Raw genomic sequence first — 23,560 nt, 5'->3', positions numbered from 1 at the left:
CCGACTGCGCGGGATAAGCCGCAGACACCGACTCCGCTCGCTTATCTGCCTCGACGGCCTTCGACGCCAGCACACGACGCACGTGTTCGACGGACATGGCGTGCCATTCGTGCATACTCGCGGTAGGAGGCGGTGGGCTTGCGAGCGCTGCGCGGGCAAGCCGGTATCCCGTCCATGCGCCCGCGGCGGCCCCGGCGCTGACCGGGCCCGAGCCGAGGCTGCGGACCCCGGGAATCATCAGCAACGCACCTAGCAGGGAAGCGCCGGCGGCGATTTCGACGCCGCGCTCGCTGGCTTTACGGGCCGCGGGCAGTGCGTGCAGGATCCGCCACACGTCCTGCAGGTTGTCGACGAGTACATGGGCGTGCCACGGCGGTGGCCCGCCGGCGGTGACACCGATCGCGACGTCGGCATCGGCCAGTGCCTGGCCGGCGGCACTCGACAGCACCGCCACTGTGCGACCCTCCCGCTGCAACCGGTGCACCGCGTCGGCGAGCGCTTCATCGAGGGACCGGGGCACCGGATCGAGATCGTCGAACGACGAGCGCAGGTCGTCGAGCATATCGACGTCGAGCGACACCGCCTCAGCCCCGCTGCAGCGCACTTCGCGCAGCACTGCCGCCGCCAGCGGATGATGTGCGAACCGCACGAGCACGGCGCCGCCCCCGCCATTCCCGGACAGGTGCCCCGGAACCGGCTGCCACCCGGGCCGCCAAGCGCTACGGTCCAATTGCTCCTGTGCCCACTGCCATGCCGCCGCCCGCTCGTGCTCGGGCACACCGCGGATGCGCGCGACCCGCAGTTCATCGGAGCACAACACCCGCGGATCGACCACCACCGCATCGATCCGGTCCAGGCATCGGAAAACCTGGGGCCGCAAGGGCAGCACACCGTATCGATCGGCCAGGTTGCGGGCGAGTGTCGCGGCGAACGACTCCCGGCTGGTGCGAGCGGCTTTCGGAGCGGCGACGGTGACGGCACCTGCGGCGGCGTCGAGGTCGGCGGTGAGCATGCCGATCGCCGGTGCGGCGGCCGCTTGCGCTGCCGCGCTGCGGTCTGCGTGGCGCTCGACCGGTCCAGGCGGCAGCGGTGTCGGTCGGTAGCCGGGGCGGATACCGTCGACACATCTCGCGTGCGTCGCGAGACGGGGTTCGCGGCGTCGCCAGAGCGTGGCCGCGGCGCGGGTCTCGGCGGCCTTCGCGATATGGATGAACATCTCGACGCCCAGCGACGCCGGTTGTTGAGTGACGGTGTACGCGGCGGCAGCGGCCAGCGCGATCGCGCTATCAGCGGCGCCGATCCCGAGGCGCTGTTCGACCGCACGACGCAGCCGTGGTTGGTGATCGACGAGCGCGACAACGGCGTTGAGACCTGCTGGCAGCCGTCGCCAACCGGCCACCCGGCCGGCCAGCGCGACACCAAGACCCACCGCGTTCACCGCAGCCGAAACCGCGCTGCCGGCCAGCACGACACCGTCGGCGGGCAAATCAACCGGCTGGAGGCCCGAAACGGACTGATGCCGGCGTTCGACAGCGTCCACCACCGCGCACAGCTCGTCGACGATGGTCGGGTCGTTCACCTCGGCGATGACCCGCGACAGCGGATAGTTGAGCGCCACCGAGATCACGTCCCGATGCGAACGCACGGCGGCGAGTACCTCGGAACCCAGCTCGTCGTGTGGGTCACGGCCGTCCAGGCCACGCACTTCGACCCAGCAGCGGCGCCGGCCGCACCAACGTCGCCGGGCCGTCCTACCACCGAGCAGTTCCGATGAGGCCTGGGTGACCGCCTCGACCACCCGGCGATCGAATATCGTGCGCACCGGCAGGCTGACCAGCTCCACACCAGCGGCGACGGCGCCCGCACCCGCCCCGACGGCGCGCGCGGGCAGTGACGAAGCGGTCCGTATCAGTAGGCCCAAGTCCACGTCGAGGACTAACCCTGGCTCGGCGAGCGTCGTGCCCGGGCCGTGCTCTTGGACGCGGGGGTCGTCTTCGTCGCGGTAGGGGGCTGTGTGTCTGCCTGCTCTGTGCGGCTCGGGGTCTGTCCGGCCCGATCGCCGACCGCGGCCGCGGGCTGTCGGCCCGATTGGTGCGCGAGACGATGGACCACCAGGGCAGCGCCGCCGATGCCGAGCAGCACCGGCCAGTCCACCAGCCCCGTGGCGCCGATCGCCGCCAATGTCAACACCGCCGCCGGTGTCGAGTGGCTGCCGCTGCCGAGCCCGTGCTTCACACCGACCGCGGCGCCACGAATACCGCCAACCACACCCTCGACAGCAGCGCCGCCCACGGCACCGGCCGCCGTCGTCGTCGCATCGGCCGTCCGAGCGATCACGTCCACTACGCCGTCGGAAATGTTCATCATCACTCCGTCGCGTTCACCTTATGGACACCAATGAGCAAACAGCAGTTTACCCCAAATGAAATAGTTCGTGCGAAGGTCAGAGCCTCGTCCTCACGGGCCGCTGCCTCGACGATGGCTGGCACGTTACAGCACAGCAACCTCTCGGAATCGCGTATACCGCATCGAGTTCGAAGGTGGTGCTCGGCTGGGGCCGGACTGCAACCAAGGTGAGACGGATGTCCAGAGGGTCGCCTTGCGTCTCTGCCCGTAGCGCGCGAAGGAGAAGGTTCAGGGTTGATGACGAGGACGGCATTGCCCAGATGCTCAATGGTTTTCGGCGCCCGCACGGGCAGCTGGCCGGGGTGATCTCGATGATCGAACAAGGTCGCCGCGGATCGGCAAATCCGCCTGCCGCCCTGCAATGTCATCGTGGCGATGATCCCGCCGATTCGGGTCGGTCGTCGCCGAAGCCATTGATCCCAGAATGCTCGTTGAGATACCCGAGGGCCCGCACTGCGCGGCATCGCCGAAGAGGCGACCGTCGAATTGCGGGCGGCTATCGGCTCGCTCAAATGATCACAGCCAGGGTTGTCACGGCCGGTGATGGTTTCCGCTGTTGCGTAGTTGGTCGCGTTCTGCGGTGAGCGCGGTATTGGCGTCTTCGAGATCGAGGATGCGTGCGATCCCGGCGAGGTTGATCCCTTGCCCCGCCAGCGTGGTGATGCGCGCCAGCCGCGCCAGATCGTCGCCGCTATAGCGGCGGGTGCCGCCAGGACTGCGGGCAGGAGTAATCAGCCCGTGCTGCTCGTACAGGCGCAGCGTTTGTATCCCGATCCCAGCGAGGTCAGCGGCGACCGAAATCGCATACACCGCCTGACCTGCACCGGGTAGGTGCCGATCTTGTCCACCCAACGACATCTTGCTCCTCACTGCGTTCTGCTTCAGATTACCTCCTGTAGGTACTTGCAGTCTCCTAGGGCGGGTGCTAGATAATATCTCTGTCAGATGACAGAGGTTATCTAGGTTCCCTTCGATCGAGAATGGAGTGAACTGGAGGTGGCGACCATGCTGATGCGCACCGATCCCTTCCGCGATCTGGATCGTTTGACCCAGCAGGTGTTCGGCACACCGGCCCGTCCGGCGGTAATGCCGATGGACGCCTGGCGCGAGGGTGACGAGTTCTTCGTGGAGTTCGATTTGCCCGGTATCGACCCGGATTCACTGGACTTGGATGTCGAACGCAACGTGGTCACGGTGCGTGCGTCGCGCCCGGAACTCGATCAGAGGCGGTCGATGATCGCCGCGGAACGCACCCGCGGTGTGTTCAGCCGCCAGCTGTTTCTGGGCGAGAACCTCGACACCGACCAGATCCGCGCCGACTACCACGACGGGGTGCTGCGGTTGACGATCCCGGTCGCGGAGAAGGCCAAACCACGCAAGATCGAGGTTGCCCATGGTGACCGCGAACGGCAGGTGATCAACGCCTGACCCGTGCGACGCAACGCCGAAGGGCCCGGTCGGCACACATTCTTCCGGGCCCACCCGGCCCTTCCATACGACCAGCTGATGACCACGTTCGAGGAAGGAAACCGCGATGCCCACACTCCCCGCAGGCAGCGACCTCGACCTTGCCGAACAGAACATTCCCGTCCGTGACAGCGACACCGACATCGGCCTGGACACCGCCACGCTGCACCCGCTCGCCGAACGCATACGCGCCGCGTTCGATTCTGCCGCGATGTCCGACCGGATCGACCAAGCCTGGATCACTCCGCTCGACACCGACAACGACTACGACTGCCTCACTTCTGATCACCGTGCCCTTAGAGCCTCTACCGGCCCGTAGTGAAAGACGATCACCCGTGAACACCGAAACACCCACTAGCACCTCAATATCCACCCCGCCCAATGGTCACGACGCGGATACCGTGCAGTGGCCCGACCCCAGCCCGCTGCAAGAATGGTGGACCGAGGTCATGGACGGCGCCTTGGTGCCCTCATCCCGCCCCGCCGCCTGACCCCACCGCGATCAGGACGCCGAGCTCCAAAATGCCTCCCGCGGCTCGGGACGCGCCCGGCCGACATCGGCCAGACCGGCACCGAGCGGTTTGTCGCGTGATGACCGTTGCTGCAGTCCGCTGCGGGAGCAGCCGCGACCGAGTTCGTCGTTATTCTCAGCGTGGTCGCGTTCGCGCCGTAGCCTCTCGACGGCGTTCGCGCAGCGGGCCTCGGCCAGCCTCGACTCGTGCCACACCAGCGAGGACGTCGTCACCGTCAGAGACGCCGCAAACCCGCAGCCCAGGTTTCGCTGAACAGGCATTTTCGGCCTGCGAACAACCTTGTAGAACCGATAGATTCTCGCTGCGTGAAATCGTGTCCGGATCTGGATCTGGCGCGCAAAATTATGCGCCGCAGGGGAATTCCGGCACTTCCAGGGAGCATTCGTGACCGCCGATACCAATACTCTTCTCAATGAGGTCGACCTCGACGCCGTCGGTGGCTTGGTGAAAGCGATCCAGGTCGATCCGGCCAAGGCGCAGACCACATGGGCGGCCCACGTGACCTGGAAGGGTGCGTTCGGCTCGGAGGCGCGGGTGCGCAACTTCTCGCCAACGCCGTCGGATGAGCCGACCACCCTCGGGGGCGGCGATAGTGCACCGAATCCGGTGGAGCAGCTGCTCGCTGCGCTCGGCAACTGCCTTGCGGTCGGATACGCGGCGAACGCCACAATCGCCGGTATCCGCGTCGACAGCCTGCAGGTAGACCTGAAAGGCGACCTCGACCTGCGGGTTTTCCTGGGGCTCGCGGAGGGACATGCTGGCTTCGAATCGGTAACCGCGACTGTGCGGATCGACTCCGACGCCTCCCCGGAGCAGCTCGCGCAGTTGCACGCCAAGGTGGTGGGCAGCTCGCCGGTGGGGCACACCGTACGCAACACGGTGCCGCTCGAGGTTGTTCTCGCCTAGCCCCGGGCCTCAGGGAACGACAGTGCCGCGATCCGCCGCTCACCGGTGCGTCGTCCGCCCGCACTCGTCGCGCGGGCGGTCGACTTCATGACGGATCAGTAGGTGTAGAAACCGCGGCCGGTCTTGCGGCCCAGGTATCCCGCGTCGACCATGCGGCGCAGCAGTACGGGCGGTGCGTACTGGGGTTCGCCGAACTCGGCGTAGAGGGACTCGGCGACGGCGAGCGTGACATCCAGGCCGACCGTGTCGGTCAGGCGCAGCGGACCCATCGGATGGGCACAGCCGCTGACCATCCCCTCGTCGATGTCCTCGGCGCTGGCGAAACCGGTCTCGAACATGCGGATCGCGCAGCACAGGTAGGGGATCAGCAGGGCGTTGACGATGAAGCCGGCCTGATCCTTGGATTCGATGGTGCGCTTATCCAGCACCTCGCGGGCGTAGGCGGTCACCTTGTCGACGACCGCACGCTCGGTCTTGAGAGTCACGACAATCTCGACCAGCGGCAGTACCGGGACCGGGTTGAAGAAATGCACACCGACCACCCGGCCCGGGTTGGCGGTGGCATTGGCCAGCCGGATCACCGGGATCGACGAGGTATTGGTGGCAAGGATGGTCTCGGGAGAGACGATGGCATCCAGCTTGGTGAAGAAGTCGGCCTTGAGCGATTCGATCTCCGGCGCGGCCTCGATGACCAACTCGCGGTCGGCGAAATCGTCGATCGACGTGGTGAGGGTGATGTGGGCGCGGGCCGCGTCGGCGGCGCCCTGTTCGAGGCGGCCGGACTTCACCGCGCGGGCCAGGGACTTCTCGATACGCCCGATGGCGGCATCAGCCGCCTCGGTGTCGCGTTCGAGAACCAGTACCGACCCGCCCGCGCGGGCGGCTACCTCAGCGATACCGGCACCCATGGTGCCGCCGCCGATCACGCCGATGCGTTCCACTTTCGATTTCTCCTTGCACTCGGGCTACTCGCACACATCCTTCTAGACCGGGCACACCCACCGTCAGTTGGGCGGGCACTGTGAGGTCGTGACCCACATACGGGTAGGCCGGAACCATGAGGACCGAATCGGGGGCGCAGTGGCCGACATCGACGCTGGCCACCGGGCGGGGCTGAACCGGGCAGAGCCAGCTGAGCTGCGGGAATTGCCCCGCCGGTGCGGCTATGACGGTCGATAACCGGTTGCGGGCCCGTGCGTGCCGGTGGGCGGGCGACGGCTATCGGATCGGTCGGGCGTCGATCTCATCGGTGAGTGGTGTCAGGGCGACCAGAGGAATTGTTCGGGTCGTCATTTCCTGATAGTCGGCGTAGCCGGGATGTGCTGCGATGACGTCGGGCCAGAGTTTGTCCCGCTCGGCCGGTGACAGGATGCGAGCGGTCATCGGCCGGTTCGGGCCGTGCTCGCGTGAAACCTGGACTGCGGGGTTCGCGCGCAGGTTGTGCAGCCAGGCCGGGTTGGTGGGATCACCGCCGCGGGAGGCGACGATGATGATCGTGTCGCCGTCGATGATCGGTGCGGTGAGGACGACGGTGTGTGGTCGGCCGGATTTGCGGCCGATCGTGGTCAGGGTGATCGTCGGCATGCCTTTGAAGGTTGTGCCGAGGATGCCGCCGCTGAGCTTCATCACCGTGCGGTGGATGGTGGTCAGGGTCTTGAGCTGTCGATCGGTGGGCATGGCGGTGCTCCTTCTGCTGGCTGATGCGTGATCTGCTACCCAGCTTCCGGGCGTGACTAGTAGTCGGCTTGTAAACCGATGCGGTTGTGCACGGCGGTAATCCACTCTCGGCATCCGCAGCGGCGGGCGAGGCGTTCGGCGTCAGCGTAGTGCTCGGCCGCTCGATCGGCTTTCCCGAGCAGCGCCGCGAGGTCGCCGAGCACGGTGTCGACCGGTCCCGCGGCGTGTGCGCCGGTATCCGCGCCGGCGATCTGACCGGTGTAGGTGCGCAGCTGCTGGTACACCTGCGCTGCTTCGGCGCGTTGTTCGAGACTCGCGACGGCTATGCCGCGCACCGTGAGAAAGAGCGAGCGGAAGAAGTCGGTACGTAGGGGGCGGCGAGCCTGTGTTGCCGCTTGTGCGCCGCGCCGGTCCCCGGTCGCCAGCAGCACCAACGCGATCGGGTCGACGATGAGGTCGTTGCCCGAAGTTCCTAGTCGGGTGAACATATCGGTCAACAGCGGTGCGAATTCGCCGATCCGGCCTTGCGTGAGACGGATGGTGAAGAGAGCGATCAGCAGGTTGCCGTCCGAATCGAAGACTTTGTGGCGCCTGAACAATTCGTGGGCCTGCTGATAATGCTGTTCCGCCGCTTCGAGATTCCCCTTCAGGTGGGCGATCATCGCACGGCCCATGGCGTTCGCGGCTTGGGCCTGGCGCCATTGATAGCGGTCGGCCAGCAGCGTCGCGGCCGTGAGTTCGGTATTCGCGCGGTCTACGTCGCCGCGGGCCGCGGCAATTTGGAAGGCGGCGTTACGTCCGATCAGGGTGAAGGCGGGAAGATCATTGTCCTCGCCGAGGCGGATCAACTCGGTGGCGAGCCGTTCACGCTCGGCGAGCGGAATTGATGTGTCGTACACAGAAGTCCGCGCCTGCAAGGCCAGCCCGAGTAGTCCAGGATCGTTGAGTCCACGTGCCAGCGCTTCGGCTTCCTCTGCCGCGTCGCGTGCTCGTTCGTGCCGCTCTCCGCCGATCTCGCGGACGAGCGCGACGAGTAGTCGGCAGCGTGCCTGCGGTGTTAGCCCGGGTGTCAGCAGCGCCTCGTCGATGCGGGCAACCGCCCGCTGGTCGACGGACCCGTATGCGCGGTTCAGCCAGGGAGTCGGCGTGTCCCATGCGGTGAGCGCCCCGACGAGCAATTCAGGCGTGTCGGCCGCCGACACCGCGCGATCGCGTGCATCGCGAGCTTGCGGGCCGTCACCGGCGGCGAGGTGGCTCCTGCTCATCCGTGAAAGCGCGGCGACCCGCTCGGCCGTCGTATCCGCGCCGGTGATCCGTTCGAGCGCGATGACGGCGCGACCATAACTTTCGGCCGCGACATCGTGGGCGAATCGGCGTTCGGCCTGTTCACCCGCCGCGCGAGCGTAGTCGGCGGCCCGCCGTGCCGTCGCCGCGGTGAGCGCCTCCCCGAAATGGTGCGCGAGCGCCGAGAGGTCGTCCGGCCGGGCGCGCTCGATCGACTCGGCGATGCGCAGATGCCAGCGGCGTCGCCGGATGCGCGACAGGTCACCGAGCAAGGTGTCGCGGACGAGCGCGTGCGCGAAGCGCGCGTGGTCGGGACCCGGTTCGTCGAGCAGCCCGGCGAGCACACCCGCCTCCACGGCATCGAGGACCTCGTCCTCGTCGATTTCGGCCGCGCCGATCAGCACCTCGATGTCGAATTCGCGCCCGATCACCGCGGCGAGGCGCAGGACCGACACGCTGAGCTCGGGTAGCCGTGCGAAGCGTCGGCGCAGCACGTCACGAACGCCTTCCGGTACCTCCGAAGTCGCCACGAGCGCGCCCTCACTGGCGAGTAGACGAGCACTTTCGATGAGGTAGAAGGGATTCCCGTCGGTGCGTTCGGCCAGTGCCTCGAGCGTTGTCCGATCGGGATCATGTCCCGCTACCGACCGGATGAGAACCGCCGCATCGTCGAAATCCAGGCCGCGCAGGCGTATCCGCGCTGTTGTCACGGTGGCGAGCGAGGCCAGCGCGTCTTCCAGAGGCATCCCGATCTCGTCGGGACGGTAGGCGATCACGATCAGGATCGCGGCTGATTTCGCTACGCTGCCGAGCAGGGTGACCGTCTCGGAGTCGCCGCGGTGCAGGTCGTCGAGGAATACCGCGAGCGGTTGCTGCCGTGCCGCCTCGTCCAGGTACGTTCCGACGGCACGATGCAGTAGGAATCGCCCGACGGAGGCATCGGCGCCGAACTCGCGCTGCCGGTCGGTGAGCAACGGCTCCAGCGACTCGGCGTACCGGCCGGGATCGATCGTGCCGGCGAGCTCGCGCAGCGCCTCCACCCAGGCCCAGGCCGGTGGTGCGCCGTCCTCCTCGGGACAGCGGCCCGTGACCACGCGCCAGCCGCTGGCCGCCAGCTCGGCCCGAAGCCGCTGCAGCAGGAGGGATTTGCCGCTGCCGGCTTCCCCGATAACGGCCGCGACACGAGGTGCGCCGCGCGCACGTGCCGCCCGCCGCAGTTCATCCAGTTCCCTTGTCCGGCCGACGAATTCGGAATGCACCGCAGGGGGTTCTGGTGTCGGCGGCGGAAACGAAGCCGGTGCGGGCAGATCGACGGGGATGCGTTGCGCCAACAAATCGGCCTCGAGTTGAACCAGGGCAGGGCCGGGGTCGATGCCGAGTTGGTCCGCGAGTACGGCGCGGGCGGCACGCAGCGCGGCGAGCGCGTCCGCTTGTCGCCCCGCATGGAACCGTGCCAGCGCCGAAATACGCCACGCCTCCTCGCGTAGCGGATGCGTACTCGTCAGCGCATCCGCTTCCGCGGCAGCGGCGGTCGGTTCACCGAGTTCGACCAGTGTCGCGGCCAGTCGCTCGCGCGCGGCCAGACGTAGTTCCTCGAGCCGGTTTGCTTCGGGCTGGGCCCACGATTCGTCGCTGAACTCGGCGAATGCCGGGCCGTGCCAGCGGCTGAGTGCCTGTTCGAGGCTGCGTCGTCGTTCTGCCGGATCCGTTGGCGCGCCGCGTAGTTCGGCCTCGAACTGCCAGGCGTCCACCGCCTCGGTGGCGAGCCGCAACGCGTATCCCGGCGCCTGACTCACCAGCACGGTGGCCCGCGAGCGGGGCAGCCGATCCGGCTCGAGGAGCTTACGCAAGTGCGAAATGTAGGCCTGCAACGCGCCGAGTGCGCGCGGGGGCGGCTCACCGCGCCAGAGATCGTCGATCAGCCGGTCGACCGGCACGACCGCGCCGCGGGCCACCACCAGAAGGGCGAGCACACCGCGCTGGCGTGGTCCGCCGAGATCGACGCCGCCGTGCTCGATCTGCGCGGCCAGCGAGCCGAGCACGTGAATCCGCAACATGACCGGCCAAGTCTATTGCAAGTGCGCTACAAGCGGATCGACACACAGTGCGAACCATGAACACCGCGACCCAGACCACCGAACGCCCCGATACCGCTGACATGGTGCTCGTCCACCGCGCCTTCCGCCGCCATTTCAACGCGCTGCCCGGCCTCGTCGGCGGTGTCGCCGACGGCGATATCGCCCGCGCGCGCCGCATCGTCGAGTTCCTCACCGAGCTCGATACCGGCCTGCATCACCACCACGCCGCCGAGGACGAGCTGATGTGGCCACTGCTGCTCGGCCGGGCGAAGACCGATGGCGCACTGATTCTGCGGATGGAGGAACAGCATGAGCGGATCGCCGAACTGATCGCCCGCGCGGACCGGCATGCCGAGGAATTCGCCGCATCGGCACATCCTGAGGCGCGCGGGCATCTCATGGCCACGCTGTCGTCACTCGCCGCCGCGCTGGACGAGCATATGGCCGAGGAAGAGGCACTCATCCTGCCGCTCGCCGGACGCGTCATGACCGCTCGCGAATGGGCGGCGCTCGGCGAACGGGGACGCGCCGCCGTGCCCAAGGACCGGCAGTTGGTCTTTCTCGGCTTCATCCTGCAAGGGGTACCGCATGCCGAACGACGAAAGTTCCTCGCCGACATGCCGTTCGCCGCCAGACTCGCTTGGCGCCTGCTCGGTCGCCGCGCCTTCGCCAAGGAGCACCGCTCGATCTATGGGACAGATCCCGAATAGATCTTCGCGCAGACTGGCAGGGCGGTCGCGATCACCACATCTGCGTCCCGCGACCTGAGGAGGCTCCCACCCCCGACAGGGCCACCGCCCAGTGCAGGGACGACCACGGCCTGTCCGCTCCCCAGAGCAAGCGCTTCGCGCTCGACTCGCGATCGCCCGCCCTCGGGATTGTCTCGGTGATGCCGACGGCCGGTACGAGGACGCATCCGGCGTGCCCATGAAAGAAGGGGCGCAACGATTTTCATTCAAGACGCGAAGTGCTCTGTAGTACAGAGGGGAAAGGACTCTCAATGAAGAGCATCATCGCCATCCTGGTGGCGGTCGCGTCGGTGACCCTGGCGACGGCATGTCAGGACGGTGTGACGCCGCAGACATCCGGGGGGCCGTCGGTGTCGAACTCCGCGACTGTCGCCGTACCGGGGTCGGCTCAGCCTCCTGTCACTCAGCAGTCACCAGATGGCACGCAGCCTGCTGGTGACAATGCTCCTGCGACTGCCGGAAACGGCAGATGCGTCGATCTGAGGTCGGCGGTGGTCACAGCCGCGCTCGGCACGCTCGGTAGCGGTGTCGGCGGTGATGGGTTCTACGCGGACAGCGGCACCGACGCGTCCGTCGGCGCTTGTCCCGCCCTGCTTTGGGTGCTCGCTGGGACTCCGCGCGGCACCGCTAGCTCACCGTGGCACGTGATGCTGTTCAACCAGGCAGGTTACCTGGGCACCGCGACAAAGAACTCGACTGCGTATACACAGGTGGTCGGCTCGTCCGACCGCAGTGTCCGGGTCCAGTACCGTTGGCTGACGGGTAAAGACGCCAGTTGCTGTCCCTCGGGTGGGCCGGTCATTGTCACTCTCACCTTGGGCGCCGACGATCGCACGGTGACCCCGGATCGTGACTTCCCGACGGAGGTGACCGATCCGAGTTCAGCGGGCTCGCCGCCAGTCTGCCCGGTTACCGAGGCCGTTTTGCTCGAAGCGTTGCGAGGCACTGATATCGAGTCGCGGTTGGTGAAGCCGATCGAACTCGAGGATCGAATCGACTGTGCGGGTGAGTGGGCGATGGCCCATACGGGAACCCACAACAACACGGTCAATCGAACCCAAGTCTTGTTCCACTATGTTGCGGCCGATGGAGGCTGGAAGCCCGTGGACCTCGGCAGTGCGCTGCACTGCACAGAGATCGGCGTGCCTGCCGATGTCGCCGACAAGATCTGCCGCTGAGTGCCGGTGAGCTGCGGCCCGCCGACCATTCTCGCGAATATTCGCTGGCCGTAACCCGCTTGACGCGGGATCATTGCTCGTCGCTCGGTCAATTCGAGACGAGGGGGGAGCATGAGTTCACGCGCGACGGCGGTCAAACTGGTGCTGCGTTTTTATGCCCGGGAAATGGGCTCTCGCAAGGCTATAACGATTCCGGCGCTGTTGGCGCCGGCGCTTGGCAACGTCTGCAACCTGTACGTCGCACCGCTGATCGTCGCCATGATGGTCGGTCGGGTCGTGGTGACCGGGGATACGAGTTTCGGGGCTCTGGCTTCCTATGTTTTCGCCTTCGGTGGCACCCTGCTGCTCGCGGAACTGCTGTGGCGCATCGGGATTCACTGCTTGAACCGAGTCGACGCTTACGGTATCGAGCATCTGTATGTGCTTGCCATGGACGAGCTGCTCGCCAAGGACGCCGCGTTCTTCCACAACAACTTCGCCGGTTCGTTGACGAAGCGCTCGCTCAGTTTCGCGACACGGTTCGAACAGTTCGTGGACACCCTCGCCTTCGAGATCCTGGCGGCACTGGTGCCACTGCTGTTCGCCTCGGTTGTGTTGTGGCGCTACAACCCCATGCTGGTCGTTGTGCTGATCGGGATGATCGTGGTTACCGCGCTGGTCATCATGCCCTTGATCCAGCGCCGCCAAAAACTGGTCGACGACCGGGAGGCCGCCATTGCGCAGGTTTCCGGGCATGTGGCCGACAGCCTGGCCAATATGCAGGTGGTGCGCGCCTTCGCTGCGGAACCGCAGGAGGCGGCCGAACATCGGCGGCGGGTCGCCTCGTCGCGGCGAAAGTCGTTGCGTTCCTGGGATTATGCGAACCTGCGGATAGATACGCTGGTGGCGCCGCTTTTGGTGCTCACCAATGTGATCGGCCTGCTGATCGCGCTGGGACTGAGCGGCGGGAATGCGGGGGTGGAGGCCATTGTGGTGGCATTCACCTACTACTTCAACGCCACCGGGATCATGTTCCGGTTCAACCAGATCTACCGGCGGTTGGAGACCGTACTCACCGAGGCAGCGCAGTTCACCGAACTGTTGCTCGACGAACCGAAGGTGCTCGATATCGAACATCCACAACCATTGCGGCCCAAGAGCTTCGACGTGCGGTTCGAGCGAGTGGACTTCACGCACGCGGGTGCGCGGCAGCTGTTCCACGGATTGGATCTGTACGTGCCCAGCGGCGCCAAGGTAGGCCTGGTCGGGCGATCCGGAGGTGGCAAGACCACTATCACTCAACTGCTGCTGCGGTTGATGGACATCCAATCCGGAACGATACGGATCGGCGGGCAGGACATCGCCCGGCTACGGCAGGCGGATCTGCGCAGTCTGATCGCCTACGTGCCACAGGATCCGGCCATGTTTCACCGGACTCTGAGCGAAAACATCCGGTTCGCGCGCCCCGACGCCACGGACCAGGAGATCCTGCGGGCCGCCAAGGCCGCGCACGTCACCGAGTTCGCGGACGCGTTGCCACAGGGCATGGAAACACTCATCGGCGAGCGCGGCGTGAAACTGTCCGGGGGTCAGCGCCAGCGCGTCGCACTGGCCAGGGCCATCCTGCGCAACGCGCCCATCCTGCTCCTGGACGAGGCCACCAGCGCCCTCGACTCGGAAAGCGAATTGCTTGTGCAGCAAGCGCTCTGGGAGTTGATGGAAGAGCGTACGGCGCTGGTCGTCGCGCACCGGCTGAGCACTGTGGCCGGGATGGACCGGCTGGTGGTGCTCGACCACGGGCGAGTCGTCGAGGAGGGGACACACGAGCAGTTGCTCTGCGCGCAAGGAACATACGCGCAGCTGTGGCGGCACCAGTCGGGTGGATTCCTCGGCGAGGACGTGGTCGCCCATTGATTGTTCAGCGGGTGGCGATGATTGCCGAGCCGTGACCGAAGAGGCCCTGATTCACCGCGATGCCCGCACGGGCGTTCTCCACTTGGCGGCCGTCGGCTCGGCCGCGCAATTGCCATGTGAGTTCGCAGATTTGAGCGATCGCCTGCGCGGGGATCGCCTCACCGAAGCAGGCCAGCCCACCGCTGGGGTTCACCGGCACGCGTCCACCCAAAGTTGTTGCACCGCTGCGCAATAGTTCCTCGGCGCCGCCGGTGTCGCAGAGCCCGATGTCCTCGTACCAGTCCAACTCGAGGGCGGTCGAGAGATCGTAGACCTCCGCGAAGGACAGGTCGGAGGGCCCGAGCCCGGCCTCCTCGTACGCGGCGTGCGCGATGGCGGAACGGAACGTGTGCGGCGGTGCCTCGACGGCCACGGTGGAGTCCGTCGCGAAATCCGGCAGGTCGAGGACAGTTTTCGGGAACGTCGGCGTGACCGTGGACAGCGCCCGGATGCGGACCGGGTCGGTGACGCCGTGGCGGCGGGCGTACTCCATCGACGTCAGCACCAGTGCCGCGCCCCCGTCACTGGTCGCGCAGATGTCGAGCAGCCGCAGCGGGTCCGAGACGATCGCTGAGGCCGCGACCTCCTCGGCCGAAACCTCCTTGCGGTAGCGGGCGTACGGGTTGTTCAGGCCGTGCTTGGCGTTCTTCACCTTGACCGCGGCGAAATCGTCGAGCGTGGCACCGTGCAGCGCCATCCGGCGGCGGGCATAGAGCGCGAAATAGATGGGATTGGTGGCACCCAGCAGGTGGAACCGCAACCAGTCCGGATCGTCGCGGCGTTCACCGCCGACCGGCTGGAAGAAGCCCTTCGGGGCGGCATCCGCGCCGATCACCAGCGCTACATCGGTCAACCCGGCCAGGATCTGGGCACGCGCATTGGCGATGGCCTGCGCACCGGAGGCACAGGCGGCGTAGCTGCTCGAAATCCGCGCACCCGACCAGCCCAATGCCTGGGCGAATGTCGCACCGGAGACGAAACCGGGGTATCCGTTGCGGATCGTGTCCGCACCGGCGATGTAGCCGACGTCTAGATGGTCCACCCCGGCATCGGCCAGCGCCGCGCGCGCCGCGACCAGCCCGTATTCGACGAAATTGCGCCCCCATTTGCCCCACTGGTGCATGCCGGCACCGAGGACGGCAATGTCGCGATCATTCGTGTCAGGCATCGGCCGGCCTCCACATCCACACCGTGTGCTCCGCTTCCTCGTCCTCGTACAGCACGCCGAGGGTCAATTCGACCGGCATGCCGACGGCGAGGTCGTCCACCGTGAAGCCGCGCTGGACCTGCCCGAGAATCACCATCCGCTCGACCTCGAGCTCCACCGCCGCGACGACATACGGCTCGAACGGATCGGGCGAGACATAGGGCGGGGGCGGCTTGTACCGGGCATCCGCGTATGACCAGATCTGGCCACGCGTGGAGAACAGGTACTCGACCAGTTCGGAGCCGTCCTTCGGACTTGCACACCGCGGGTTGCGACAGGCCAGCGTGTTCCGCGGGAAATATGGTGTCCCGCAGATATCGCAGCGGCTTCCCACGAGACGTACCGCGCCGTCGTCCGCAGTGAACCAATCTGCCACCGCAGGGCGTTGTTCTTTCTGCACAACCCCGACGTTATAGGAACATGTTCTATTTTGGGGCTGAACTCCGCTCCGGCGATGTGCGCGCGGAGGTACGGTGAGTGCGGATCGAGGACGCGACCAGACCCTCGAGTCGACCTGGAGTACCACAACGCCGATGGGCACCAAAGCCATTGACCCGCAGTCGATCCGCAACGTCACGATCATCGGGGATCCCCGCGAGACGACACGAGTCGTCCACCGCCTGCTCCGACGTTTCGCCAGGACCGGGTCCGGCGCGGTCCATTGGGTGACCGGCCGCGTCGATCACACTGTCCATATCGCCGAGCTGTCGAGCCATGCGCCCATCGCGGACCTGGAGCGATCCATTCGGGTAGCCGACGGGGTGATCGCGGTCGTGAACGCTGCCGTGAAGAACGCTCCGCGACTCGAGACGATACTGCGGGTTGCCGACGATCACCAGGTCGCACGGCTGTCTCTGGTGACCGGACTCGGTGATCCCGCCGCCGACTTCGACCGCTGCGTACGCACGATCGCCGAGACGCGCGGGGCGGAGCCGTTGACGCTGCAGATTCCTCTCGGCATCGGTACCGAGTTCGAAGGCGTCATCGATCTGGTCCCGATGTGGGCGCTCGAACCGATGGCCGCCGAATTCTACGGCCGCCATTGGAAAGTCGCCGAGCAGTGGTACCGCAACCTCGTGGCCACGGTGATGGAAAAGGACGCGGCAGATTCGCTCGGCCTGCGAGAGATCCCACCCGAACATTTGCATGAGCGCATCCGCCGCCGCACGCGCATCGGCGACACCGTGCCCGTCCTGTGCGATGCGGCGCCATGGAGTGCGGACATCGCCCCGCTCCTGGACGCCATCGTCCGGTATCTGCCGTCTCCCATGCATGTCTGTCAACCGGAACACGCCCTCGACCATTGACCGACGCTGCCATGAACTGGGCACCGACCATCGAACTTCCCGGTGCGCCGCCGCTGGCCGTTGGGAAACGCGCGACAGGCTGCTGAGAACAGGCATCAGCCGCACACGACGAATCCGCGGGCAGCCTGCGGCATTCGGTGCTAACCGATCCGCAGTGCGCTCAGGATCGGGTCGTAGGCCCAGTTCAACATGCGCTCGGCGTCGTCGTTCGCGGCGGCGGCGCTGTCGGGTGAGCTGTGCAGAACCACACCGATCAGCGGAATTCCTGCCCTGACCGTCTCGAACAGCAGGCAGGTTCCCGCAGCGTCGGTGGATCCGGTTTTAATGCCGATAGTGCCGGGATAGTCGTGCAGGAGTCTGTTAGTGGTCCGCCAGAGGTGAGCTCGGTTGTCCGGGCCGGCGGGCAGGTGATAGCTCTGCGAGCTGGCGATGTCGCGGAACAACGGCAGGCTCATCGCGCGCAGGCCGAGGGCCACCAGGTCCGCTGGTGTGGAGTAGGTGGAGTGGTCGGTGGGATTGGGCAACCCGCTGGGGTCGGTGAAATAGGTTCCCGCCAGGCCCATTTGACGCGCGGTGTCGTTCATTTTGGCGATGAAGCCATCTTGGCCGGGCCCGTAGGCCTCGGCAAGTGTATAGGCCGCATCGCAGCCGGACGGCAGCATCATCGCGTAGAGAAGCTGTCGCGCGGTGAGCACCTCGCCGGGGACCAGGCCTGCGTTGCTTCCGTCGTACTTGGTGTCGTAGGCGATGATTTCCTGCGGCACGGTAATGGTCCGGTCGAGATCGCCGGCGTTGATCACGACCAGTGCCGTCATCACCTTTGCGATGCTGGCTATCGGGACCGGGGTGTTCGGCTGTCGCGACCACAGCAGTGTGCCGGTGATTCCGTCTGCCAGCGCTGCTCCCGACGCCTGCACTGCGTCCGGCTCAGGAGTCAGCCAGGGCAACTGAATATGGGTCTCGCTCGCGGCGGGGGCGGCCGCGAAGCCCTGACCGGCGACCACGACCAGCGCCCCAGCGACGGCAGTCTGCAACAATCGGGCAAATGTGTGCATGGCCACATTGTGCGGTGCGGCAGCGCCAATCAGTGGGATTTCGCTGACCGAATTGCGCGCGGCTGCGCTAGTAGCATGCAGTCAGCTAATTTGGAGTGCCGTGGGCTGCATCGAGATCGCCGTGCCCGCCGATGTCGCAGACAAGATCTGCCGCTGAGCGCAGACGCACCCGTCGGCGGTGAGATCAATCAGCAATTAGACGCGTCGTGCGATCCGGCAGGATCCCGGCTTGAACGAGTTCCTGGTAAATCCGCTGCTGTTCATCGTCGAGATTCGAGTACAGCATGTCGTAGGCCAGTTCTTCCTCGGCGAGGACCGCCATCGGATCCCAGTCGTCACCGAGCGCCGCGACGACGGCGCTGCGCCGCCGTGCCTCGTCCAGCGTGAGGTCGTATGCAAAATTGTGGTCGGCCATTGGGCGTCTCCAACCGGTTCTTTTCAAAAAAACGAATTCGACGACAATGCCCAACCACCCCTTCTCGAGCAATGACCTGCATCACATTCCAGGTCGGACTCCGTCACATTCGATGGCCATGCGCGGACTGGATCAGGGAGTAATTGCGGCCACATAATCGCCACGACAGGCCTACCGCTGAAATCGAGCGGGCGACGCTATATAGCCACGCCAACCGATATGGCACGCGCGGAGCAGCACGGGCCCTGTCCGTGCAGCCCGTATCCGCGCGTGACGGGGATGTGGGTCGATCGTCGCGGCGTGGTCGAGATAGCCGAGGCGGCAAGGCGATTCGAGTGGACGTGGACACGGTCGGGCGTCGAGGTTTCCTCGAGCAGGCGCGGCCGAGTGCCTGAATTGCCGGTATCGATGAACAGGTCGACCACATCGTTTTCACAGTCGCGCATGCTCGTGAGCTCGAGGAGGGAGATTGCGACCCGCGTTGGCGGCTGCCCTGCACGAGGTGAGCGCAGAACCGTGGTGGTTGTCTATCCACAAGGTGCGTGCATGGCCGGTGAACGAGTCGAGCCCGAGCAGTTCATGCTGCTCGGACTCGACGAAAAGCGTTGTGTCCTAGGGGATCAGGGCAGCACCTGGGGGATGACGCCCGGGTTGATCGACCCGACGATCCCGCCGATCAGGGCGCCGATAAGGGTGGGCACGGGATTGATGAAGGACCCGGTGGCGGAGCCGATCGCAGCGCCCGCGGCCGCGCCGTTCAGCACTGGATCGGGGTACTGCGCGTCGGGGTTGGTGGTGACATCCTCGAGCGGGAGGCCCGCGATCGGCTGGGCGACAACCGGAGCCGTCGCAGCAGCAGTCTGATCCGCGGAGGCGGAAGACGCGCCCGCGAATACGACGGCCGCGGCTAACGGCAGGGCACTCACCGCAAGGACGCGACTCGTCTTGATCAGGGCAGAACGGAACATTGTTTTCCTAACCTTTCGGACCTCGGAACAACCGAGTTCGATACTTCATCACGGGGAGACTGCCTCTTGCTGCTCTGATGAATAGACAGCAATCGAGCGGCCACTACTGCGCACCGCGCCCGACGATACTGCGCTACATACGAATTCGCACACTATCGGCATCACAAAATGATCACTGGGATCTGAACGGGCAGCCGGGACCATCGGATCAGGACCCCGGTGCGCTCGCGCGAATAGCGCCGGTCTGTGGCGGAAGCCCTGATCGCTCACTTACCCTCAATAAGCGTGGCAGTCAAGGTGTTTCGGTACAGCATGACTCCCATGCTGAAGTCAGTCGATTCAAGCCAACGGCGGCGTCACAGCGTAAAGTGCTGTCTGCGTGCCGCATTCGACTTTGTCTGCCATGACTTGCGGTCTGGCCGACTGGGATCGGCGAGACCGCGATGTTGTTCGTAGCATTCATCCCTGGAAGGACGCATGTTCCCCACCACCGAATCCGAGCTGGACGATCTGTATGCGGCCATTGAGAAATCCGCGCGGCTAGTGCACGTTCCCTGCGCGCGAGACACCGTCTGGCCCACCCTCACCGCATACGGCACGATGCTCACGCAGTCCGTGATCTCTTTCAGGGTGGTTACCGATGCCCGCCGCTCGGGCGACCTCGACTACCGTTTTCTGACGCTGCCGAGAGAAATCGACCCTTACAACATCGCCCTTTCCAACAAACTGATTCCCGAAACCGATCATCCGGTTGGCGCTCTGCTGGACGAGGTCCGGAAACAGTGCCCCATCGACAGCTACGGGATCGACATCGGTGTGGTGGGCGGCTTCAAAAAGATCTGGCCGTTCTTTCCTGCCGATGGCGTGCAAAAGGTTTCGGAGCTTGCCGCACTCTCGTCCATGCCACCCGGTCTCGCCGACCACGTCCGCATGTTCGCACGTCACGGTTTGGAGGACAAAGTCGGCTTGCTCGGCATCGACTACTACGACAAGACGATGAACGTGTACTTCCCCGGACTGCCGGCCGACCGCTTCGAACCCCGGGCCATCGTGTCGCTGCACCGGGAAGCCGGATTTCCGGACCCGAGTGATCAATTCCTGTCGATCACCGAGAAAGCTTTCGATATATACGCCACCTTCAGCTGGGAATCTCCTCGGATCGAGCGTCTCTGTTTTCCTGTGATAACACCGGACCCGACCACGCTCCCGGCCCGGATCGACCCGGCCTTCGAGCAACTCGTCGACAAAGTTCCGTTCAGGACCGACCGTCGATTCACCTATGCCGCCACCTCATCGCCCGATGGAGAGTCCTACAAATTCAGTTGGTTCTACCAATGGCAACCCAGAATCTTGGACAAGATGAAGACGTCCGATTCATAGAACTGTCAATAGTCGGATCCTCATGGTCTCGTCGAGGGATCGCAACTTGATCTAATGAGGTGTGCCCGTCCGTGTCGGCGGCCGACGCGGTATCGGAGGCCGGATGCAATCGGGCCTCCGATACCGTCGTCGTCGGAACTCGGCCGACTCGGTGGTGTCCCGGGCTGGCTACGTCCGGTACCGGAACAGGATCCGGCCGCGGGTGAGGTCGTAGGGGCTCAGCTCCACCAGTACCCGATCATGCAGCATGATCTTGATGTAGTTCTTCCGTATTTTCCCGCTGATGTGGGCGAGCACCTTGTGCCCGTTCGCAAGCTCGACCGTGAAGGTGGCGTTGCGAAGGCATTCGATGACGGTGCCCTCTATTTCGATGCCCTGTCTGTTCTTCGTCGCATCTGTCATCGCAGCACCAACTCCAGGTTGCTGCTTGCGCGTCGCGCTCCGATGCCCTCGAACAGTGCCGTGGCCGCTGTGTTGGATTCGTTGACTTCGGTTGATGCCGTGTCGATTCCGCGGTGGTGCAATGCGCCGAGCGTGTGGGCAAGCAGCGCCCGCGCGATACCGCGGCGATGCTGATCGGCCCGGACCGCGATCAGCCCGATCCTTGCCCAGTGACGGCGCACCATCACCCGGACCAGTCCCACGTATCGATCGGGCTGTGCTGCCACCACATACTTCGACAGATCCAGCGGGGTGTTCCCGCTCGGGCAGGGCAAGACCTCCGCCGGCATCTGCTGCCATCCGACGGTTGCCTCGACCTCGAGGCGTATCGCCTGGTCCAATGCGCGCAGCGGGCCCTGCTCAGCGTCACCGCCGGCCACGATCGTGGTACCCGGTGGCGGGGGCGTCGCGTCGAGTCCGGTGCCCCGGGGATCGGTGCGTACGAGATATTCCCACTCACGGCGCCGAGGCGTGAAACCGACTCGCTCCCAGCTCGATATCAGGCCCACGTCGGTCTCATCGACGACCGTGTACAGCGGGGTCGCAAGGTCGGTCAACATCGCGTGGGCGAGTTGGTCGAAGACCGCGTCGTGCCAGGAGTCGATGCTGAGGAAGATTCGCCCGTCAGGGCGCAACGACGCGTCGCCACGGCCGACGACTCGGTCGTCTTCCATCGCATGCCACTGAGTCTGCGTGACTTGTGTGATAACTACGGTGGGTTCGCCCCCACCCGAAGGGAAATGCTTAGAATTCATTGGTTGTCGCCTTTCGGGATTGCCTTGTCTCCCAGGCGCTCCCGGCGACGCCTACATCGTTCGCCCAACCGTGATGACGAGAGGGAGCTCCCACATCGATACAGCCTGCATGGGTCTCACCTCCTCGCGTGATGTCACGGTCTCGCCGAGGCTATCAGTCCGAACATCTTCCCGACCAACCATTTTCCGGCGGACCAACTGCGCGGGCCGCAAGTGCACTTCTGCCGCCTATCGAGTGTTGAGCACCGATTGCTGAGCGTTGCCTAGCTGCGGATGGTCGCGGTCGGTCATGATGGCGTTGTAGACCTGGCGAGCGATATAGCGCTCGAGGCATCGGGATGGCCGAATGGGTGAATTCCGGCAGCAGTTCCAGGTGCCCCGCGTAGCGATTTGTGCAGATGTTCAGTGGTCCCACCGCCCTGCCCGGCCTGCTGGCCGTCGCGGATCCGGAGCTGCCTGGGAGACTGGTCGATGATGGACACCAGCCAGCCCGTGCGATCCGCTGTTCGCCGCCGACCGCGCGATCGTCGCGCGACGATCGTGCGCGCCGCCAGCGAGGCCTTCGCGCGGCACGGCTATCACGGCACCTCCATGTCCGACATCGCCGCGGCGGTCGGCATCACTTCCACCGCGCTGTATCGGCATTTCCGCAGTAAGCAACAACTGCTCGGACACTGTTTGCTCAATGGTCTGGATGTCACCGTGGCGCGGCTCGACAGTGCCCACCGCGGCGACCCCTCGGGGGAAGCGGTGCTGACCGAACTGGTGCGGGTGGCGCTCGAATTGCGCGGCCTGCCGCGATTGTGGCAGCTCGAGTTCCGCAATTTGCGGCCGACGGATCGCATGGGGGTGCTCGCGCGCGCGGTGCGTCTGACTCGCTACGTGCGCATCGCGATCCGCGCGCGCCGACCCGACCTCGCGGCGGTCGATGTGGAATTGCTGAGCTGGTGTGTTCTGTCGGTCGCGGTCAGTCCTTCCTATCACCGGGTCGAGCTGCCGGAGTCGCTGTTCGCCGAGGTGCTCGACAAGGCTGTGGCCGCAACGATCGACGTTCGGCTACCGACCGGGGTGGCCGCGCAGAGGCGGGCGGCGCGGGCAGCGTGGGTGAGCGGTGACGTCGAATTCGATCGCGGCGTGCGACCGGAGCGGTTGATCGTCGCGGCCGCGCGGTTGTTCAACACACGCGGGTACGCCGCAGTGAGCATCGAGGATATCGGCGCGGCTGTGGGGGTGAGCGGACCTGCGCTTTACCACCATTTCGCCGGCAAGTCGGAACTACTCAACCAGATCATCGATCGCAACGATCAATGGATCCGCCTCTACACGTCGCGAGCGGCGACCGAGGGCAACGATCCACACCAGTCGCTGTTGCTGTTGCTGTCCTACTTCGCGCGCTTCGCTGTCGAGCAGCCCGATCTGATGGGGACGACGCTCAGCGAGGTCGCGCATCTGCCGCAGGACCTGGCCGCACGCTACCGGCAAGCACACCGTGACGGCATCATCCGTTGGGCTCGCATGCTGCAGACTGTGCGCCCCGAGCTGTCGTTGCCGATCGCGCGGGTGTGCATCCAGGCGGTTACCACCGTGGTCATCGACGCGGCCCGCAACCCGCGACTGAGCCGCCGAGGCGACATCGTCGAGGCGTTGGAAGCGGTGGGCGCCGCGATCGCGTTCTCCGACGCCGCGCGCTCCTGACCAAGCTCACGCTGTTCGCGACAAATTTATTGACCATTAACTTGCTGCCACCGATTCCGGTGTTGCTCGGTTAGGTGCACAGACTGTAGCTTAGCGCCGAGTAACTTATGCCGCTGTCCCCGAGCTG

21 protein-coding genes and 1 pseudogene are annotated in these 23,560 nt (G+C 65.6%); 10 read left to right on the top strand and 12 right to left on the bottom strand.

Going from position 1 to position 23,560, the window contains the following annotated elements:
- Positions 1-1,935: 1,935 nt before the first annotated feature.
- Entirely contained in the window at positions 1,936-2,364 is a 429-nt protein-coding gene (locus ACIBG0_RS22960) for a hypothetical protein (RefSeq protein WP_397035003.1), read from the bottom strand.
- 218 nt (positions 2,365-2,582) lie between these two features.
- On the opposite strand from ACIBG0_RS22960, the pseudogene ACIBG0_RS22955 reads away from it, so the two are divergent.
- Positions 2,583-2,735: pseudogene (locus tag ACIBG0_RS22955) on the top strand (hypothetical protein); the annotation flags it as partial.
- A 202-nt stretch (positions 2,736-2,937) separates the two neighbouring features.
- Here ACIBG0_RS22955 and ACIBG0_RS22950 read toward each other — a convergent pair.
- On the bottom strand, positions 2,938-3,264 hold the full coding sequence (locus tag ACIBG0_RS22950) for a MerR family transcriptional regulator (protein ID WP_397035002.1): 327 nt from the start codon (positions 3,262-3,264) through the stop codon (positions 2,938-2,940).
- Positions 3,265-3,411: 147 nt separating this feature from the next.
- On the opposite strand from ACIBG0_RS22950, the gene ACIBG0_RS22945 reads away from it, so the two are divergent.
- The 3 genes from ACIBG0_RS22945 to ACIBG0_RS22935 all read left to right on the top strand — a co-directional run bounded on the left by ACIBG0_RS22945 (position 3,412) and on the right by ACIBG0_RS22935 (position 5,312).
- A complete protein-coding gene (locus tag ACIBG0_RS22945) occupies positions 3,412-3,834 on the top strand; it encodes an Hsp20/alpha crystallin family protein (protein ID WP_397035001.1) in 423 nt (140 codons plus the stop codon).
- A gap of 106 nt (positions 3,835-3,940) precedes the next feature.
- The gene (locus ACIBG0_RS22940) at positions 3,941-4,192 is read left to right on the top strand and encodes a hypothetical protein (RefSeq protein ID WP_397035000.1); all 252 of its coding nucleotides are present in this window, start codon (positions 3,941-3,943) and stop codon (positions 4,190-4,192) included.
- A gap of 598 nt (positions 4,193-4,790) precedes the next feature.
- Positions 4,791-5,312 carry an OsmC family protein gene (locus ACIBG0_RS22935; RefSeq protein ID WP_397034999.1) on the top strand — a complete coding sequence of 174 codons (522 nt, stop codon included), beginning with the start codon at positions 4,791-4,793 and terminating at the stop codon, positions 5,310-5,312.
- Positions 5,313-5,407: 95 nt separating this feature from the next.
- On the opposite strand, the gene ACIBG0_RS22930 is transcribed toward ACIBG0_RS22935, so the two are convergent.
- The 3 genes from ACIBG0_RS22930 to ACIBG0_RS22920 all read right to left on the bottom strand — a co-directional run bounded on the left by ACIBG0_RS22930 (position 5,408) and on the right by ACIBG0_RS22920 (position 10,330).
- Positions 5,408-6,253 carry a 3-hydroxybutyryl-CoA dehydrogenase gene (locus tag ACIBG0_RS22930; protein ID WP_397034998.1) on the bottom strand — a complete coding sequence of 282 codons (846 nt, stop codon included), beginning with the start codon at positions 6,251-6,253 and terminating at the stop codon, positions 5,408-5,410.
- A 277-nt stretch (positions 6,254-6,530) separates the two neighbouring features.
- Positions 6,531-6,989, bottom strand: coding sequence for a nitroreductase/quinone reductase family protein (locus ACIBG0_RS22925; protein ID WP_397034997.1), 459 nt, complete (start codon positions 6,987-6,989; stop codon positions 6,531-6,533).
- A gap of 56 nt (positions 6,990-7,045) precedes the next feature.
- Positions 7,046-10,330 (bottom strand): BTAD domain-containing putative transcriptional regulator, encoded by a 3,285-nt coding sequence (locus ACIBG0_RS22920; protein WP_397034996.1) that lies wholly within the window; start codon positions 10,328-10,330, stop codon positions 7,046-7,048.
- 56 nt (positions 10,331-10,386) lie between these two features.
- On the opposite strand from ACIBG0_RS22920, the gene ACIBG0_RS22915 reads away from it, so the two are divergent.
- From ACIBG0_RS22915 to ACIBG0_RS22905, 3 genes are all read left to right on the top strand, one after another.
- Positions 10,387-11,061, top strand: coding sequence for a hemerythrin domain-containing protein (locus ACIBG0_RS22915; RefSeq protein ID WP_397034995.1), 675 nt, complete (start codon positions 10,387-10,389; stop codon positions 11,059-11,061).
- Positions 11,062-11,351: 290 nt separating this feature from the next.
- Positions 11,352-12,278, top strand: coding sequence for an LppP/LprE family lipoprotein (locus ACIBG0_RS22910; RefSeq protein WP_397034994.1), 927 nt, complete (start codon positions 11,352-11,354; stop codon positions 12,276-12,278).
- A 111-nt stretch (positions 12,279-12,389) separates the two neighbouring features.
- The gene (locus ACIBG0_RS22905; protein WP_397034993.1) at positions 12,390-14,171 is read left to right on the top strand and encodes an ABC transporter ATP-binding protein; all 1,782 of its coding nucleotides are present in this window, start codon (positions 12,390-12,392) and stop codon (positions 14,169-14,171) included.
- Positions 14,172-14,175: 4 nt separating this feature from the next.
- Here the strand turns inward: ACIBG0_RS22905 and ACIBG0_RS22900 are convergent, their stop codons facing one another.
- Positions 14,176-15,378, bottom strand: coding sequence for a lipid-transfer protein (locus tag ACIBG0_RS22900; protein WP_397034992.1), 1,203 nt, complete (start codon positions 15,376-15,378; stop codon positions 14,176-14,178).
- Positions 15,371-15,793, bottom strand: coding sequence for a Zn-ribbon domain-containing OB-fold protein (locus ACIBG0_RS22895; protein ID WP_397035211.1), 423 nt, complete (start codon positions 15,791-15,793; stop codon positions 15,371-15,373). The genes ACIBG0_RS22900 and ACIBG0_RS22895 overlap by 8 nt, the downstream gene beginning before the upstream one ends.
- A 97-nt stretch (positions 15,794-15,890) precedes the next feature.
- Between ACIBG0_RS22895 and ACIBG0_RS22890 the strand changes: the two genes are divergently transcribed.
- On the top strand, positions 15,891-16,724 hold the full coding sequence (locus ACIBG0_RS22890; RefSeq protein WP_397034991.1) for a GTP-binding protein: 834 nt from the start codon (positions 15,891-15,893) through the stop codon (positions 16,722-16,724).
- Positions 16,725-16,864: 140 nt separating this feature from the next.
- Here the strand turns inward: ACIBG0_RS22890 and ACIBG0_RS22885 are convergent, their stop codons facing one another.
- From ACIBG0_RS22885 to ACIBG0_RS22875, 3 genes are all read right to left on the bottom strand, one after another.
- Entirely contained in the window at positions 16,865-17,779 is a 915-nt protein-coding gene (locus ACIBG0_RS22885) for a D-alanyl-D-alanine carboxypeptidase family protein (protein ID WP_397034990.1), read from the bottom strand.
- Between the two features lie 184 nt (positions 17,780-17,963).
- A complete protein-coding gene (locus tag ACIBG0_RS22880; RefSeq protein ID WP_397035210.1) occupies positions 17,964-18,194 on the bottom strand; it encodes a DUF6400 family protein in 231 nt (76 codons plus the stop codon).
- 620 nt (positions 18,195-18,814) lie between these two features.
- Positions 18,815-19,162 (bottom strand): glycine zipper domain-containing protein, encoded by a 348-nt coding sequence (locus ACIBG0_RS22875; RefSeq protein WP_397034989.1) that lies wholly within the window; start codon positions 19,160-19,162, stop codon positions 18,815-18,817.
- A 477-nt stretch (positions 19,163-19,639) separates the two neighbouring features.
- Here ACIBG0_RS22875 and ACIBG0_RS22870 point away from each other — a divergent pair, with 477 nt between their 5' ends.
- Complete coding sequence (locus ACIBG0_RS22870; RefSeq protein ID WP_397034988.1) at positions 19,640-20,542, top strand: aromatic prenyltransferase; 903 nt, start codon at positions 19,640-19,642, stop codon at positions 20,540-20,542.
- A gap of 168 nt (positions 20,543-20,710) precedes the next feature.
- On the opposite strand, the gene infA is transcribed toward ACIBG0_RS22870, so the two are convergent.
- Positions 20,711-20,944 (bottom strand): translation initiation factor IF-1, encoded by a 234-nt coding sequence (infA, locus tag ACIBG0_RS22865; protein WP_397034987.1) that lies wholly within the window; start codon positions 20,942-20,944, stop codon positions 20,711-20,713.
- Positions 20,941-21,657: a GNAT family N-acetyltransferase gene (locus ACIBG0_RS22860; RefSeq protein WP_397034986.1), complete on the bottom strand. Its 717-nt coding sequence runs from the start codon at positions 21,655-21,657 to the stop codon at positions 20,941-20,943. The genes infA and ACIBG0_RS22860 overlap by 4 nt, the downstream gene beginning before the upstream one ends.
- Positions 21,658-22,209: 552 nt before the next feature.
- Between ACIBG0_RS22860 and ACIBG0_RS22855 the strand changes: the two genes are divergently transcribed.
- Positions 22,210-23,433 carry a TetR/AcrR family transcriptional regulator gene (locus tag ACIBG0_RS22855; protein WP_397034985.1) on the top strand — a complete coding sequence of 408 codons (1,224 nt, stop codon included), beginning with the start codon at positions 22,210-22,212 and terminating at the stop codon, positions 23,431-23,433.
- The last annotated feature ends 127 nt before the right edge of the window (positions 23,434-23,560 follow it).

Source organism: Nocardia sp. NPDC050630, assembly GCF_044457245.1.
Taxonomy (GTDB): Bacteria; Actinomycetota; Actinomycetes; order Mycobacteriales; family Mycobacteriaceae; genus Nocardia.
The sequence above is the reverse complement of the archived record's forward strand: the minus strand, read 5'-3'. Positions and strand labels throughout refer to the sequence as shown.